Here is a 15,257-nt window from a genome sequence, read left to right on the forward strand (position 1 = left end):
GCAATGCCCCCTTGCACTCCCAGCATTGAACCCGCCATTACCGTCGTTGTCTCTGATTCCAGAACCGAAAAACCTCTGGAAGCGACTATTGTGATTAAAGACGGAACCTTTCAAGAAACCTTAGAACTGAACGGTGTCACCCCTACAGGTCAGACGATTTATGGTGGAGCCTTTGAACGTCCTGGTCACTACACCATCACGGTTTCGAGAGATGGATACGCTACGTTTGTGATGACCGGCGTAAATGTCGCTAAAGACGACTGCCATGTGATGACCCGCCAGCTAAAAGTAAACTTGCAGCCAGTGAAACCCAGACGGGATGGTAGATGGTAAGTGGTAAGAGTTTTGATACCGAAAACGGACTTGTGGACACATCAAAGTACTGGAGGGGCTTAGCAGTGCCAAGCCCGTACCGGGATCTGCCGTGGTTTCAATTCAAATTGGTATGAGTTAAGAGTTGAGAGTTTTGAAGTTAATGGGAATGAAGAGAAGCTAGAAGATAAAAGGTATCTGACCCTGGTACCTGACCCCTACTCAATCTTCCAGACCTTAATCGTGCGGTCTTCGCTGCCGCTAACTAAGGTTTGTCCGTCGGGACTGAGGGCGATCGCTAAAACGGGTTTTTTATGGTCAGTCAAGGTATCTAGCAGCTTTCCAGAATTGACACTCCACAGCTTGATCGTAGAATCCTTGCTGGCGCTGACTACTTTGGTGCCATCCGGACTAAATATTACTTTTCGCACCCAGTCTTTATGTCCTGTTAGGGTTCTGACCAGTTTTCCCGTTGCCAGATCCCACAGCTTAATTGTTTTGTCAGCACTGCTGCTAGCAAAAAGTTGCCCGTCTGGGCTTACCGCTGTAGATAGTACCCAGTCGGTGTGTCCATTGATCGTTTGCCGCAGTTGCCCGGTTGCCAGATTCCAAATTCTAACGGTTCGGTCGGTTCCTCCACTACCACTGACCAGCCACTGTCCATTTGGGCTAAAGGCAACGGATGTTACAAAATCACTGTGCCCAGTCAGGGTGGTGACCAGTTCGCCCCTGGACAGATCCCAAAGCTGAACCGTTTTATCTAAACAGCCCATTGCTAACGTCTTGCCATCCGGACTAACAGCCACCGATCGCACCACTCCCTGAAAGCCAGTCAGCGTGCGGATAGGTTTTCCTTCGCTCAGGTTCCAGAGCTTGACGGTTTTATCGGTTCCAGCGTTGACCAGCGTGTTGCCATCCGGGCTAAGTGCCAGCGCATTGACCGTGCCGCTGGAAAGGGTGTTCAGTACTTCGCCGGTCCCCAAATTCCAGAGCCGAATGCTGCGGTCAGCACTGCCGCTAATCAGGGTATTGCCGTCTGGGGCGATCGCAACGGCATTGACTGTATTGCCATGCCCAGAGAGGGTTTTCACCAATTGAGCCGGAAGCGATTTGGTGCCTGCGGCTAGAGTAGCAGGCTGTGCGCTGAAAACCTGAGGGGAGGGTGCCAGGGATAAACCACGTTCATTAACAGCAACCAGTCCGACTGCCACTGCCAAAAGACCCAGATACCTATAGGAAAGTCGTTGGCTCATGATTTTATTTTGAGGAAAAGTTTTTCCTCTATTAAACCATACGCATATTTACTCATGTGATTTGCCCATGAATTTGCCTACTTAATTTGCCCACTCAAGTTACCCACTCAATTTGCCAATGATGAACTCATAGCTATAAACGCTATTTATCTACCCGAATGCAGAAAGTGTCAATCAGCAAAAAAGCTGACCTTATTAGCCCTTGATTATTAGCCTTGCCCCTACCACCATTGGATTTCCCCAACAACTCCATGCAAGAAATCTAACCCGAAACCGGAGCGCCACTGTTTTTAAAACCTGATCGATTCCCTGGATTGTGATTGGACAAATCTATAAATTCTGCACAGGTTTCAATAAATGGTGCATTTTTTTAAGAACTTGTTATAAACTTACGAATGCTCCATCCGGGGCACACAAAAATTTAAAAAGATCTTTTAGAAAAAGTGAGCGTTTTCGCAAAACTTTGCTAAAGTTGGAGGCAATTTTACGGCAATTTCTGAGAGTTTATGTGAGCGAGTATGAGTGCCAACTTACCTTCTGATCCAATCGAACCAGATATTATTGAATCGGATCCTATTGCTGATATCGACTTCGCGATCGATTTAACCGAAATTGAAGAGATGGAGGTGGTCGATTCAGGCAGAGACAAGTCTTCCTATAAACCAACTAAAGCAGAACGGTTGGGGCTAACGGATGATTCCGTGGGTCTATTCTTGCGAGAGATGGCACGTTACCCACTGCTAACTCAAGCTCAAGAAATTGAATTGGCTCGGGAAATTGCAAAGGGAGGTCCCGGCGCAGAACAGGCAAAGCGGAGATTAGTCAGAGCTAATCTTAGATTGGTGGTTTCAATTGCCAAAAAGTATCTGAATCGTGGGGTTCCTTTCCTTGATTTAATTCAGGAAGGGGCAATGGGGCTGATGCGGGCGGCTGAAAAATTTGACTATGAGCGCGGCTACAAATTCTCAACCTATGCGTACTGGTGGATTCGTCAGGGAATAACGCGGGCGATCGCGTCCCAATCCCGTACAGTCCGTCTGCCCGTTCACATGGTCGAAAAGCTAAACCAGATTCGCAAAGCCCGTCAGGTGCTTTCGCAGGAATTGGGACGCAAACCGACTAAACAGGAGTTGGCTGCCGCTCTGGAACTGGACGAAGATAAGTTAGAGCAAGTCCTGGATGTTAGCCAGGGAACTCTTTCCCTCCATGCGTGGGTTGGTCGGGAAGAAGACACTGAGCTGATGCAGTTAATTGAAGACTCTGATAACGTTGCCCCCAATGACAACCTGGATCACAAGCTGCTTTGCGATCGCCTCAACTCTGTCCTCGATCACCTGAGCGATCGCGAACGCGACATCATCAAGCTGCGATTTGGGCTTACCGATGGACAGCACTACACCCTGACTGAAATTGGCGAACTTTATCACTTATCCAGGGAGCGGGTCCGTCAGATTCAAGCGAAAGCCATGCGCAAACTTCGCCATCCCCGTCGTCAGGCATTGCTGAAGGATTGGATTCGGTAAGGCTTGGAGCTTGATTGTCCCGTGACCAGGCTCCAGCTTGGTCACGAACTGCGTCAACTGACGAACCCCAGCTTTTATCGGCTAAAACGCGGAGAGAATTAACTCATATGATAGAGGCGGGTTGTCATCCGTCAGCTTAAGCTTGGAAAAGACTCATTCGTGAGTGGATTCCTTCAGCAGATGGCAGTGTTTTGCATGTTAACCGACGACAAATCGAAAGTTCGTGTTTTAGTTGTTGATGACCATGAGCTGACTCGGTTTAGTTTAAGTTTGGCTCTCCGTAGTCAGCGAGATATTGAATTAGTTGGGTTAGCAAGTAATGGCATGGAGGCGATCGAATTGACTAAAAAATACCATCCAGACGTAATTATCCTAGACTTGCAGATGCCCGTCATGGATGGCTTGAGTGCTTCCACTCAGATTAAAGCCACCTATCCAGAGATTCAAATTCTCGCCTATTCTTCCCTGGATGATCCTCAAACTGAAGTGATGGTGCAAACAGCAAATGTTGATGCCTTTTGTACCAAAGACACGGCAACCAACGACCTAATCAGTATGGTCAGGCAGTTGAGTCAGCAATCCCCTGACAGTTATTAATGCAATGGAGGAGTGGGGCTTTTTCCACTCCTCGTATCCTGAGAGGATAATGTTTAATTAATTTCTAGCTCAGGAAAAGTGAGCTTAAATTCATCCAATAAATCGTCCATTTCCTCGATCGCCTGATTCACATCAATTCTCAAGGTGCCGAGATCGGGTTGCTCTAGTAGCCGTACCAGTGCCTCCCGTTTGCTTTTAATCACAGAAACCTGTTCCCGAATTGTTTCAGGGGTCATAAAAGTCAACGCCTCCCTTCACTGCTATATGGATCTAAAACGACAGCGCCAAACCTAACCCTAACGCAAAAAAGGCGGGCGTTTTACATCCGCAGGCTTACTTTTGACCACTTCATCAATAAAGCGTTTGAGTGCCTGTTCCCGGTTTTTCATAAATGCAGCCCAAAACCCTGGTTGATACTCATCCATTGTTTTTGCCAGTGCCCAAATATCAACTGCCAGAATGTTGTACAGCATCTCATCCTCTCGCTTGAGCGAGTCGAGCTGTTCTAGTAGGGTGCTTTTGTGATCCGTGGGGCAGGTTTCATTCTTGAGCATAGGGGAAATCCATAAAGGAAGATGCAGCAGAGATTAATAGCATACTGAGTTTTTTTTGTTTTTTGGGTTACAAGTGATAACTCTGAGCTATTGAGTAAGCCAATCAACCATAGAGGTGCTTAGGTCTATCCTCTGTACGATCGCCAGAGAGCAGGGATAATAGACTATAGACTAAGGATGACGGTATGTGAACTTGAGCAAAACTTTCTTCTATGTTACGTCAAACATCTCTCGGTATGTTGGGGCTGAGTGTGGGAGGGCTGCTTACACTCATTGGTTTTGTAGCTTATTTTACGAATAATCCGACTCTCAATCTGGCTGGCTTCTTCTATGGCATTCCATTGCTATTGGGTGGACTTGCCCTCAAAGCGGCTGAACTGAAGCCAATTACCTTTAGCCAGCCGACCCCTGATTCAGTATTAACACTACGTGAACAACAGGCAACCGCTACCCTTAATCAGATTCGGCAGGATGTCACCCGCTACCGCTATGGTCAAAAAGCTCACTTTGATACCGCTCTCAACTATCTGGGCTTAAGTCCTACTGATGAAGAACGTCCAGAGCTAATTGGGCTGCGGGAAGAGGAACGGGAAGGTATGTACACCCTGGTGTTGGAATTTGATTCACCTCAAATTTCGCTGGCAACCTGGCAGCAAAAGCAACAGAAAATGACTGGCTTCTTTGCCCCAGGAGTGCAGGTCGATATTAGCCAACCAGAGGGCGATCGCATCGATCTGGCACTGACAGCGGTTGAAAAAGGGTAGATGAACAGAATTTTTGTGCTGCTTAGACCTCCGAGGTTTTCCCAAATCTCGGAGGTCTTTGTTGGTTAGTCAAAGTTGAATTGGTTCAACCCCCATCTGTTCAGCTCATTCACCCCATGCCCACCGCAACATTTCCGAAGCAGTTCTCAACAGAACTTAAAATATGCTAATCTATGCGTAGTCGTTATGAGTTCGTTCAAAACCTATGACAAATCCTACCGTTGAGAATTTAGTAATTATTGGTTCTGGACCTGCTGGATACACGGCTGCTATTTATGCGGCGCGTGCAAACCTCAAGCCGTTTGTGTTTGAAGGGTTTCAAGCTGGGGGACTTCCTGGCGGGCAGCTCATGACAACGACCGAGGTCGAAAACTTTCCGGGTTTTCCTGAAGGCATCACTGGACCAAAGCTCATGGATCGGATGAAGGAGCAGGCGATTCGCTGGGGCGCAGAACTGTTTACAGAAGATGTGACTTTTGTTGACTTTAGCCAGCGCCCGTTTGTCATCCGTTCGGAGGAGCGGGAAGTGCGTGCCCATAGCGTCATTATTGCAACGGGGGCGACCGCTAAACGACTGGGGCTGCCCTGTGAAGGTGAGTTTTGGAGTCGGGGCATTTCTGCCTGTGCCATTTGTGATGGGGCAACGCCTATTTTTCGAGGGGCGGAACTGGCAATTATTGGTGGCGGTGACACGGCGGCAGAGGAAGCACTCTATCTGACCAAGTATGGGGATCATGTCCATATGCTGGTGCGGACGGAGCAGATGCGTGCCAGTAAGGCAATGCAAGACCGGGTATTTAAGAATCCCCGCATTACGGTGCATTGGAATACTGAGGCGGTGGATGTGATTGGCGAAGGGAGTGTGATGAATGGGGTGAAAGTTCGCAACACCCAGACCGGCGAGGAAAGTGATCTGGCTGTTAAGGGATTGTTTTACGCGATCGGGCATACTCCCAACACTTCCCTATTTAAGGGACAGATTGAACTGGATGATGTGGGCTATATTGTCACCCATGAGTCGGTAGAAACCAGTGTAGAAGGGGTTTTTGCCGCTGGAGACGTGCAGGATCACGAGTTTCGGCAGGCAATTACGGCAGCCGGTACGGGCTGTATGGCGGCAATGCTGGCAGAGCGGTGGCTGTCACTGAATGGGCTGGCGCAGGAGTTTCACCAGACCGAAGCTTCTGAAAGACCTGCTGAAGAAGCGGTACAAAAGAAAACCGAAGAAGAACAGGCAGTTGGGTTTGATGTGGATGCGACGCGCCATGAAGGCAGCTATGCCCTGCGTAAGCTCTATCATGAGAGCGATCGCCTGATTATGGTCAAGTATGCGTCTCCCCAATGTGGTCCCTGCCATACGCTGAAACCTATCTTGAGCAAAGTGGTCGATGAGTTTGATGGCAAGATCCACTACATCGAAATTGACATTGAGCAAGATCCGGAGATTGCTGAAGCCGCAGGTGTAGCCGGCACTCCTACCATCCATTTCTTTAAGCAAAAGGATAAGGTGGGCGAATTGAAAGGGGTGAAGCAAAAAAGCCAGTATCGAGAAACCATCCAAAGTTTGATGTAAGACCGTTCCACTGGACTCGTCAATAAAATCCCCGACTTCACTCAGAAGCCGGGGATTTCGGTTGTATTTCGGGTAGGCTTTAAAGCCTGGTCAACCAATAGGATAGAAGCAGGGGCAGACAGTGAGCGTTTGAGCAACTGAGCAAGTGGGTAAGGAATATGTGGGCACACTGGTTAAACCGGGCCATTCTCATCTGGACGATCTGTTTTGCCCTCCTGCTGGGCATTAGCGGTACTCAACCCGCGATCGCCCAACCGGAAGCTGACTCTATTTATCAGGAACGGGCAATCCATAATCTGAATGGGATTGGCAAATTTTACCTGGGGCGGGAAATTTCTGAAGTTATGGGGCATTTAGGGTCTGGTTGGTTGGAGCGTCCCACCCGTGACCTGGAAGAACAGCCCCAGATGCTAATCGATGACCTGCGCCTGAAACCCACTGATGTTGTGGCTGACGTTGGTGCGGGCACCGGCTATTTCAGCTTCCGTCTGGCTCCCTTGGTGCCCCAGGGAAAAGTTCTGGCAGTAGACATTCAGCCAGAAATGATTGACATTTTGAATGCGATCGCAGAGGAGGAAGGCATTACTAATGTGGAATCCGTGCTGGGCAGCGAAACTGATCCTCAATTGCAACCAGACAGCATTGACCTGGCGCTGATGGTGGATGCATACCACGAATTTGAGTATCCCTACGAGATGATGCAGGCGATTGTGCAGGCACTCAAGCCGGAAGGACGGGTTGTACTGGTGGAATATCGGGGTGAAAACCCATTCATCCCGATCAAGGGGCTACACAAAATGACCCAAAAACAGGTCAAAAAGGAGATGGCGGCAGTGGGGCTGGTCTGGTTAGAAACAAAGAGTTATTTACCTCAGCAGCATGTCATGGTGTTTGGTAAACCGCGCGATCGCCGCTGATCCGCCCTGATCCGCCCCGATGAACCTGATGTAATCAGAATCAATTTGGCTTCCTATGGAAATTATAGTCATCCTTCTTTCCAGCTTAATCACGCTGATTTCTCCAGTCGGAGGAGTCAGCGATCGCCTGGCGGCAACGGCTATTCGCAAGCAACTTGCCGCTGTTGAGCAGATTCAAGTCCGAATTGACAATGCCCCCAGCTATCAATTGGCGCAGGGAAAAGCTGATCGCATTCGCATTGCTGGAAGAGGCGTGTTTCCCCTGGAAGGGGTGCGCATCGAAGCGCTGGAAGTTGAAACCGACCCCGTTCAGATTGATGCGGGTCGCCTGCTGCGGCGCGGCAGAACCCGGCTGGTGCAACCTCTAAGAACGGGAGTGCGGGTTGTGATTAACCAGGAAGACATTCTGCGAGCATTCCAGTCTCCTGTTGTGGTCGAACGGCTGCGCAAAGCCGGAATCGGGGTGCTGGGGAGACAGCAAGCCAGACAGGCTCAACGCTATGAGTTGATCAATCCTCAAATCGCCCTTTTAGATAGCCAGCGATTGCAAGTACACGTTCAGGTCCGGGAAAAAGATGATCCGGCAACTCTGGACATTTTTGTTGAGTCAGGGATTGAAGTGGTTGCAGGACGACAACTACGGCTGATCAATCCGCTCATTCGGTTGAATGGTGAACCCGCACCCGATAACCTGGTCAGGGCGATCGCCGATGGTGTATTTGAGCGCTCAGACCTGCGTCAGCTAGAGAAATCTGGAATTACTGCCCGAATTCTGCAACTTAAAATCGACCCAAAACAGATGGAAGTGGCAGCCTTTATTCAGGTTGCACCGGGAACAAATCCCCGTCTGACTGCTTTCTAAAAAGACATTGCAACTTTCATTGCAATATTTCCAAAAACGTTCAAGATCAGGTGTAATAGTCAGGCATCCTCTCTTTTCCAAAAACTGCACTTCATCTTCAGGAGGAAACCCATGCAAGACCGTGAACCATCTACTCGCCGCTTTCCTCTAGGTGTGGTTGCAGGCATTTCAGTGCTAATTCTGGCAACCGGAAGTGCCGTTGCTTTATGGGGATGGCATACCACTTCCCGTAATGCCTCTACCCCAACCACAACCCAGCATTCCACATCCCCAACAGAAGAGCCAAAATTTCCTCCAGTCACTGCTGCACCAACTGAAACCGGGCAACCCCAGACTAAACCAGCACCCGCTGGGACAGAGAAAACCCTGCAAGTTTATTGGCTTAAAGGTTCGGGTGGCGAAATTGAATTAGCTCCTACTCCAGTCAAACTAAGTTCTACGGGTGACTCGGGTTCCTTACTTAAAGCGGCGTTAGAACAGCTTTTAGCTGGACCCGCCAACTCAACTGCGGCTACAACTATTCCCCGCGATACTCAACTCCAAAGCTTTACAGTGCGGGAGGACGGTGTTCACATTAATCTATCAAAAGAATTTACAACGGGAGGGGGCACTGCCTCAATGACGGCAAGGGTTGCTCAGGTTCTCTATACCGCTACTAGTCTTAATCCTAATGACCAGGTCTGGTTATCGATTGAGGGGGAACCCTTAAAAACACTTGGTGGCGAAGGGTTACTAATTGAACAGCCTTTGACCCGTAAGAGCTTTGAGCAGGAGTTTTCGTTTTGAGGTGTGAGGTGTGAGGGGCAGAGAGGAGTAAAGGATCAGATCCGAACTCTCAACTCCAGACTTACCATTCTCAACTTTCCACTCTCAACTCTCAACTTCTCCCTCATCGCTTTCCGGCAAAGCTAAAGGCACGAAAATGAATGGCTTGTTGCTCGATGCGACTGGCGAGGCGATCGCAGACGAGATTACAGAGTTCAAAAATCAGTTCGTCTTTCACACTGTAGTAAGCCAGGGTGCCCTTGGTTCGACGGCTGAGAATACCTGCCTGCACCATCACCTTCAGGTGTTTGGATACGTTTGCCTGACTGGTATTGGTTGCTTCAACCAGATCTTGTACGCATTTCTCGCCGTCTCTCAGCAGGTTCAGGATTTTCAGGCGCATTGGCTCACCTAAAACGCTGAAATATTCAGCGACTTGCTGTACGACCTCTTGGGAAACAGGCATTGCAGTTTTCATTCAGTTTGTGTGAAAGGGGAACTGATCCCCAGATTTTAGCCAGTGAACCCTATCATCGCAATAGCCAAACGACTTAGAGACGACATTTTAGTCAGAATTTCATGATTATTTTTTGGGGTTTATTACCTGAGGAGGATGAAGAAATTACAAAATGACGAATAGCTGATTATCCGTTCCCACTCTTTCCACACACTCTGCGATAAAAGGTTTCAAGCGCAGACATACAAGCGGTGTCATCGTAAAGATAGGAATGGCGATCAATCATGCGTTTAATGATGGCGGATCTCCAGGCATTATCCTTTCCCAGCCGCACAGCAATGTCGATATATTCTGAATCGGTTTGAGCAATGGTATCGGTAACACCCATCATGGCAAGAATGGCGTAGGATTGCCGACCCCGCATAAACTCTCCTGGTCGTGTGACGATTGGCAAGTTGCAGACTGCCGCTTCCAGCGTGGTTTGTCCACCACACCAGCCAAAGGTGTCCAGAAACACATCCGCTAGCTGGTTCAGATTCCAATAATCCACCTGATTGAGCTGGGACAACATGACACAATAGCGATCGCTATCCAGTCCTACTTCAGAAAATGCCTGCTGCAAACGGTGCTGAAACTCGTGGGCAACCGTCACATTTGGACGGGCAACAAAGACAAATTGGGCATTGGGAACTTGTTGGGCGATAGTGGTCAGTACCCTATCCTGCTCCGGTAAATATTTACTTAACATCTGATTAGTCAGATAAACCACCGCATTCTCCCGCAGTTGAAACGCAGAGCGGGGCTTGGTCGGTTCAGGGATTTGAGGCTTGGCAAAGGAAATGCCAATATTCGGCAGACGAATTAGCTTTTCGGAGTAATGCTCCTGGGCGTTGTCTGGTTCCATCAAGTCATTGGACAGAAAATAGTCGATAGTTGGCAGTCCAGACGTGATGGGATGCGCCCAGGTCGTACATTGCACGGGTGCCAGACGCAGAGCCGCTAACTGGGTCATTAAAGGGTGCAAGCCCAGATCAAAAAATACCAGGATGTCCAACTGATCTGCCAAAATTTGCTGGCAAATGGCTTCTAAGTTATCTGGAATTTGATGGAAGGCATCGCTATAGTGCTGGAACTGCTGTGTCAGAGAATCATTTTTGTCTGACAGGGAGTAGCTATAGATTTCAAACTGTTCTCGGTTGTGGTGCCTGAACCAACCAATGATTATCTTGCCAACCGTGTGTTCCCACATGCAGCCTGAGATGTAGCCAATACGGATTTTGTTGGGTGCTACGTGGTAAGTGCTAGGTGTTTCGTTCTTGTCCCTCGTCCCTTGCGCCTCTGCGCCTCCACGCCTCTGCTCCCCTTCCCCTCCACTCCCCCTCGGCGCGATCGCCTTCACCCACTGTGGGTAATTGGCTGCCATGACTTGATGAACAAGCTGTCCGTACTGTTTTTGGAGTTCGACAACATTCGCGTTTTGGTACGGTAGAAAGAAATTAGTATGGCGACTGAGGGCATCTTCAAGGATCCGTTGTGCGACGGTGCCTCTCTCGCTGAGAAGCGGCAGGGTTTCCTGAATCAGGGTTGATAAGCCTTGAGTGAAGTGGCTTCGATAGCGTTCGATTTCTTCGGTGGTTTGATAGATCAGGGGAATGAGGAGGTGTTGCTGAAATCTGAAGTAGGGGTTGTCTGGGAACTGCTGGGCATAGTGAGTTGCCTGGGCGATCGCCTCCTCGGTCTGATTGGTCTTTTGCAGGGCTTGAATGAGTTGGATAGATAACTGTTCAACCTGCTCAACCGGATGGTGCAAAATTCCTTGCTGACAAGTCCTGACGACTGCTTCATACTGATGGGTTTGCTCATAACAATCCGCTAGAACCGTATAAATATCTAGGTCTGTTTGTTGCAGATCGAGTAGCCGTTGATAGTGGATGGCGGCTTCTCGATACCGCTGACGCTGATGGAGACTATTTCCGGCAAAAATACAGGCTTGCACTTCATCTTCAGAAAATTTCCGAGCCAGCTCTAAATTTTGCCGAATGTCGATTGCATTAGGTTTTAGTTGCAAGGCGGTTTCATAGGCAGCGATCGCCGCTTCCACTTTCTTTTGAATCAAGAGTGCATCGCCCAAATTCAGGTAATTATCCAGGTGTTGCGGATCAACCGAAATTCCCTGCTGGCAAATGATCTCTACCTGAGCAGGATCGCCGTGTTTGAGCACCAGGCTGCCCAGTTTGCTGTAGGCATTAACCAGGTTGGCATCCAGGACAATCGCGGTTTGATAGGCGATCGCCGCTTCAGTAAACTGTTCCAGGACTTCATGCACTAGCCCCAGGCTGTAATGGTATGGAGCATTAGATTGATCCAGTTCCAGCGCTTTGGACAATGCTCCAATTGCATCCCCATACTGCTGCATCTGGAAGTAAACCATGCCCAATGCGTGCCAAACCCTTGCCAGATTACTGTTTTGCTGAAGAATGGTTCGGTAAACCTGTTCGGCTTCAGCCAGTTGTCCGGTTGCCTGCAAGTGCTGGGCTTGCTGCTGTAAAGATTCCAGGTGGGTTGCTTGGGGTGTTTGATCCAGGGGTGGAATCTCGCCAATTGCCTGGATTAATCTCGTTTTGCGCTGTTGTGCTAAGGCTGACCAGTCATGGTGATGGCTGGCATGGGTATCCCACCTTAACACCTGGATGCCGTTTCCAAAGGTGGGATGGGCATTGCCAGGGGTGGGCAGATCTAACAGCAGGTTACATTCGCGGTGGGCAGCAATGAAGTCCCAGGTTGCCTGCTGTACCCCATCCCAGTTGCTATCGTTCAGAATGATCAAGGCTCGTTCTGCCAAAAACGGTCTGACCAATAGCAAGCCCATGAGATGGGAGCGGTAATCGTGGGCACCGTCATAGAAGTAAACACCGATGCGATCGCTACTTTCTAATTCCCGTAAATCAGCAAAGAATGCCTCAAAATCCTGACTGCAAAAAAACACCTGTTCTTCCAGGTTAAAGCGCACCAGGTTTTGTATCAGGCTTTCCTGGTTTTCGCATGGTGGATCAAATTCTGTATCAATGGCATACGCCATGCGGTTGGGGTGATTTAGCAATGCCCCAATCAGATTAGAGCCAGACCCGCAGCCCACTTCACAATACACCTCATCTGGTTCCATGCAGGCAACCGCAAAATTCAGCAATTGGGCAATATTGGCGGTGGTCATTCCGTCTATCTGCTCGATCACTGCCTGAAACTGCCCAACCTGGGGACGAATGGACTCCTGCCCCCAATCGTTGTAGAGTTTGGGAAGTTCTGCAATAAAACGTTGATAGTCCATTGATGTTCACCCGACTGACTTTTCTATCATTCCCATAGATGGAATTGTTCGGTCAAAAACTTTAAGATAGCGAACGGCATAGTACGCTATATTAGCGTCGTCTCTAGAGAGAATTCCTATTTCTCGTGATTGGGATGTCACCTCGCCTGAAAGTCGGTTACATATAGCAATTCCCATTGGTGTGTACGGTTAAACTGCTTATTCACAAGGCTTTTTACACTAATTTGTACCGCACTCGTCTGAGAATCGCTAAAAGGCTGATTAGTTGTTTCCAATGAAACAGCCAGCCTCAATCGTTTCGGTCAAGGAATGTCCCTGTGGTGTGCTCTGTAACCCTGTTGACTAATCCGCTCAAGTTCATCATTCATCCCAATGACCTGGATGCCAGTCATCGTCTACATCGACTGGGGTTCAAGTCTATCCCCTCCGTACCGCAGCTTTTCTATCGTGCTGTAGAAAGCCGTCAGCTTTCCCAGGTGTTTTTGCAGGTCAGTCAGGCTCTTTCTGAAAAAAGTCTAACCAGTTCGCGGTATTGTATTACGCGATCGCCCCTGGACTCGACGGCTCTGCTGATTGAGTTTCTGGATGCCCCTTCATTAAGCACCATCACCGACTCGGTCAAACATGCCTGGTTCCTGCAAGTTCTGGCGAAGCAGCAACTTTTCTTCAACTACCAACCCATTTTTGATTTGCAGCAGGGGCATGTGGTCGCCTATGAATGCCTTGCGCGGGCGATCAGTGACCAAGGGGCTTACTTTAATGGGCAACAGCTAATCGATGCGGCTCTGTCGATGGATCTGACCCGCGAATTTGATGAACTGGCTCGCGCAAGCTGTTTTCAGGCGATCGCCCAGGTACTTGCTGTTCACTTCACTACCAGCCAAACCCCGCCGCGTTTTTTCATCAACATTTTGCCCAACGCCATTACAACCGATATTCATTCCCTGGAGCAAAGCTTCCAGCAAGTGCTTGACCTGGGGGTTCAGCCCCAGCAAATTGTGTTTGAGCTAACCGAAGTTGAAGCCCTGGCAAATTGTCCCCAACTGCGTCAGATGGTGGCTGAACTGCGGCGCTGGGGGTTTCGGTTTGCGATCGATGATTTGTGCGGCAGTGCCTCGACGGATCACTTCTTCATGGAGTTTCGTCCGGATGTGATTAAGCTAGATCGGCAACTGGTTGCTGGTTGCAGCCGTTATCATCTCAAGCAAATTCTGCTCAAGAGTCTACTCCAGTCTGCCCACGAGCTAGGAATTTCTGTTCTGGCAGAGGGACTGGAAGAGCTTGAGGACATCGCTTTCTGTCGGGATCTGGGGGTGGACTATGGGCAAGGCTTTGGGCTTGCCTTACCCGAACGCACCCCACGGCTACATTCCTTAGAATCCCTCAAGTTGTCTAATGCTTGCTGAGCCTGGTTCTTGCCTGCACTCTCCATCCTGTCCCTTGTTCACCCTAAATTTCTCTGGGCATACTAGAGGTATCGGTTCAAGTATTTTCTCTGCCTCCTATGGATATGCCAATGGACGAAGACATTCCATCGTCCAATCCAATTGATACTGAAAGTATTCTTTCAAGGCTCCCTTCAGAGGCAAAAAGGTGGGCTGAAAGTTTACCCTGGATCCAGCGACGTTATTTATTGTCAATCTGCCATTTAATGGTTGCTGCTACGTCAGAAATGCGGGCGGATTTTTTAGACGACTATACGGCAGATGGGCTGATTTCAAAAGTCTTAGAAGACCGGGATACCAAACAAAAGGTTAGAGATTACTTAAAGGAATTTCGGATTGAGACAGAGTTAACCACTGCTTTGCTAAGAAGCTATATTCGGCAATTCTATATTCATTCAGCCCAGGATGTGCGCTGCCAGCCAGAGCTGTATCTAGAATCAGCCTTGCGCCTGGTTATGAGTACTGAAGAACGCAACAATGTGTTCAACTATATTCTGGGATTTGAACTGATTAAAATGATGTTTCGGATGACCTGGTATGAGCATGAAAAGCTCTATCGCCTCCAAAGAAACCAGGATGAATTTATTCAGACTTACGTTAAGCCCATCCAACACGCGCATAAAATCAATAAAATTATTGTTCCTAAGGATGAGCATTTATTTTTCGCTCGACGAGATTACTATGTGCAGAAACCTATCATTGGGGATAAGAAATTAGTGGAGTTGGCGATCGCAACTTTCACCACAGAAACCACCACTAATTTTGGATTTTCAATCATTCGTCATGCTCACTCCCTGGCGTTTGACTATGACTATGTGTTTGGAGCGGAGCAGGAAGTATTTTCCTATAGCGAATAAGTATTTTCCCTGTTATCCAGCCTGTGGCGTACCCCCAACTCTGCCCTCACCCT

The 15,257-nt window shown here is 48.8% G+C and carries 15 protein-coding genes; 10 read left to right on the top strand and 5 right to left on the bottom strand.

All coding sequences use genetic code 11. The features are described from left to right. Positions 1-3: 3 nt before the first annotated feature. A complete protein-coding gene (locus AC1S52_RS27405; RefSeq protein WP_482032217.1) occupies positions 4-333 on the top strand; it encodes a peptidase associated/transthyretin-like domain-containing protein in 330 nt (109 codons plus the stop codon). A 197-nt stretch (positions 334-530) separates the two neighbouring features. On the opposite strand, the gene AC1S52_RS27410 is transcribed toward AC1S52_RS27405, so the two are convergent. Beyond that, a complete protein-coding gene (locus AC1S52_RS27410; RefSeq protein WP_482032218.1) occupies positions 531-1,565 on the bottom strand; it encodes a WD40 repeat domain-containing protein in 1,035 nt (344 codons plus the stop codon). A 518-nt stretch (positions 1,566-2,083) separates the two neighbouring features. On the opposite strand from AC1S52_RS27410, the gene AC1S52_RS27415 reads away from it, so the two are divergent. Together AC1S52_RS27415 and AC1S52_RS27420 are read left to right on the top strand one after the other, a co-directional pair. Beyond that, positions 2,084-3,088 (top strand): sigma-70 family RNA polymerase sigma factor, encoded by a 1,005-nt coding sequence (locus AC1S52_RS27415; RefSeq protein ID WP_482032219.1) that lies wholly within the window; start codon positions 2,084-2,086, stop codon positions 3,086-3,088. Positions 3,089-3,247: 159 nt separating this feature from the next. Then, on the top strand, positions 3,248-3,685 hold the full coding sequence (locus tag AC1S52_RS27420; protein WP_482032220.1) for a response regulator: 438 nt from the start codon (positions 3,248-3,250) through the stop codon (positions 3,683-3,685). 53 nt (positions 3,686-3,738) lie between these two features. Here AC1S52_RS27420 and AC1S52_RS27425 read toward each other — a convergent pair whose 3' ends face one another. Together AC1S52_RS27425 and AC1S52_RS27430 are read right to left on the bottom strand one after the other, a co-directional pair. Beyond that, positions 3,739-3,921 (bottom strand): hypothetical protein, encoded by a 183-nt coding sequence (locus AC1S52_RS27425; RefSeq protein ID WP_482032221.1) that lies wholly within the window; start codon positions 3,919-3,921, stop codon positions 3,739-3,741. Positions 3,922-3,981: 60 nt separating this feature from the next. After that, positions 3,982-4,239: a hypothetical protein gene (locus tag AC1S52_RS27430; protein ID WP_482032222.1), complete on the bottom strand. Its 258-nt coding sequence runs from the start codon at positions 4,237-4,239 to the stop codon at positions 3,982-3,984. Positions 4,240-4,451: 212 nt separating this feature from the next. On the opposite strand from AC1S52_RS27430, the gene AC1S52_RS27435 reads away from it, so the two are divergent. The 5 genes from AC1S52_RS27435 (at position 4,452) to AC1S52_RS27455 (ending at position 9,141) form a co-directional block, all read left to right on the top strand. Beyond that, positions 4,452-5,003 (top strand): DUF2854 domain-containing protein, encoded by a 552-nt coding sequence (locus AC1S52_RS27435; RefSeq protein WP_482032223.1) that lies wholly within the window; start codon positions 4,452-4,454, stop codon positions 5,001-5,003. Between the two features lie 205 nt (positions 5,004-5,208). Continuing rightward, positions 5,209-6,576 carry a thioredoxin-disulfide reductase gene (trxB, locus tag AC1S52_RS27440; protein WP_482032224.1) on the top strand — a complete coding sequence of 456 codons (1,368 nt, stop codon included), beginning with the start codon at positions 5,209-5,211 and terminating at the stop codon, positions 6,574-6,576. A gap of 158 nt (positions 6,577-6,734) precedes the next feature. Continuing rightward, a complete protein-coding gene (locus AC1S52_RS27445; RefSeq protein ID WP_482032225.1) occupies positions 6,735-7,493 on the top strand; it encodes a class I SAM-dependent methyltransferase in 759 nt (252 codons plus the stop codon). Positions 7,494-7,548: 55 nt separating this feature from the next. Further along, positions 7,549-8,355, top strand: a complete 807-nt coding sequence (locus tag AC1S52_RS27450; protein WP_482032226.1) for an LmeA family phospholipid-binding protein — start codon at positions 7,549-7,551, stop codon at positions 8,353-8,355. Positions 8,356-8,466: 111 nt separating this feature from the next. Next, a complete protein-coding gene (locus tag AC1S52_RS27455) occupies positions 8,467-9,141 on the top strand; it encodes a GerMN domain-containing protein (RefSeq protein WP_482032227.1) in 675 nt (224 codons plus the stop codon). 103 nt (positions 9,142-9,244) lie between these two features. On the opposite strand, the gene AC1S52_RS27460 is transcribed toward AC1S52_RS27455, so the two are convergent. Together AC1S52_RS27460 and AC1S52_RS27465 are read right to left on the bottom strand one after the other, a co-directional pair. Next, positions 9,245-9,586, bottom strand: a complete 342-nt coding sequence (locus tag AC1S52_RS27460) for an ArsR/SmtB family transcription factor (protein ID WP_482032228.1) — start codon at positions 9,584-9,586, stop codon at positions 9,245-9,247. A 178-nt stretch (positions 9,587-9,764) separates the two neighbouring features. Beyond that, positions 9,765-12,902, bottom strand: coding sequence for an O-linked N-acetylglucosamine transferase family protein (locus AC1S52_RS27465; protein ID WP_482032229.1), 3,138 nt, complete (start codon positions 12,900-12,902; stop codon positions 9,765-9,767). A gap of 317 nt (positions 12,903-13,219) precedes the next feature. On the opposite strand from AC1S52_RS27465, the gene AC1S52_RS27470 reads away from it, so the two are divergent. Both AC1S52_RS27470 and AC1S52_RS27475 read left to right on the top strand, forming a co-directional pair. Beyond that, entirely contained in the window at positions 13,220-14,308 is a 1,089-nt protein-coding gene (locus AC1S52_RS27470; RefSeq protein WP_482032230.1) for an EAL domain-containing protein, read from the top strand. Between the two features lie 98 nt (positions 14,309-14,406). Continuing rightward, entirely contained in the window at positions 14,407-15,204 is a 798-nt protein-coding gene (locus AC1S52_RS27475; protein ID WP_482032231.1) for a cobyrinic acid a,c-diamide synthase, read from the top strand. Positions 15,205-15,257 lie beyond the last annotated feature (53 nt).

This window comes from Kovacikia sp. CALU 1929 (assembly GCF_056784235.1).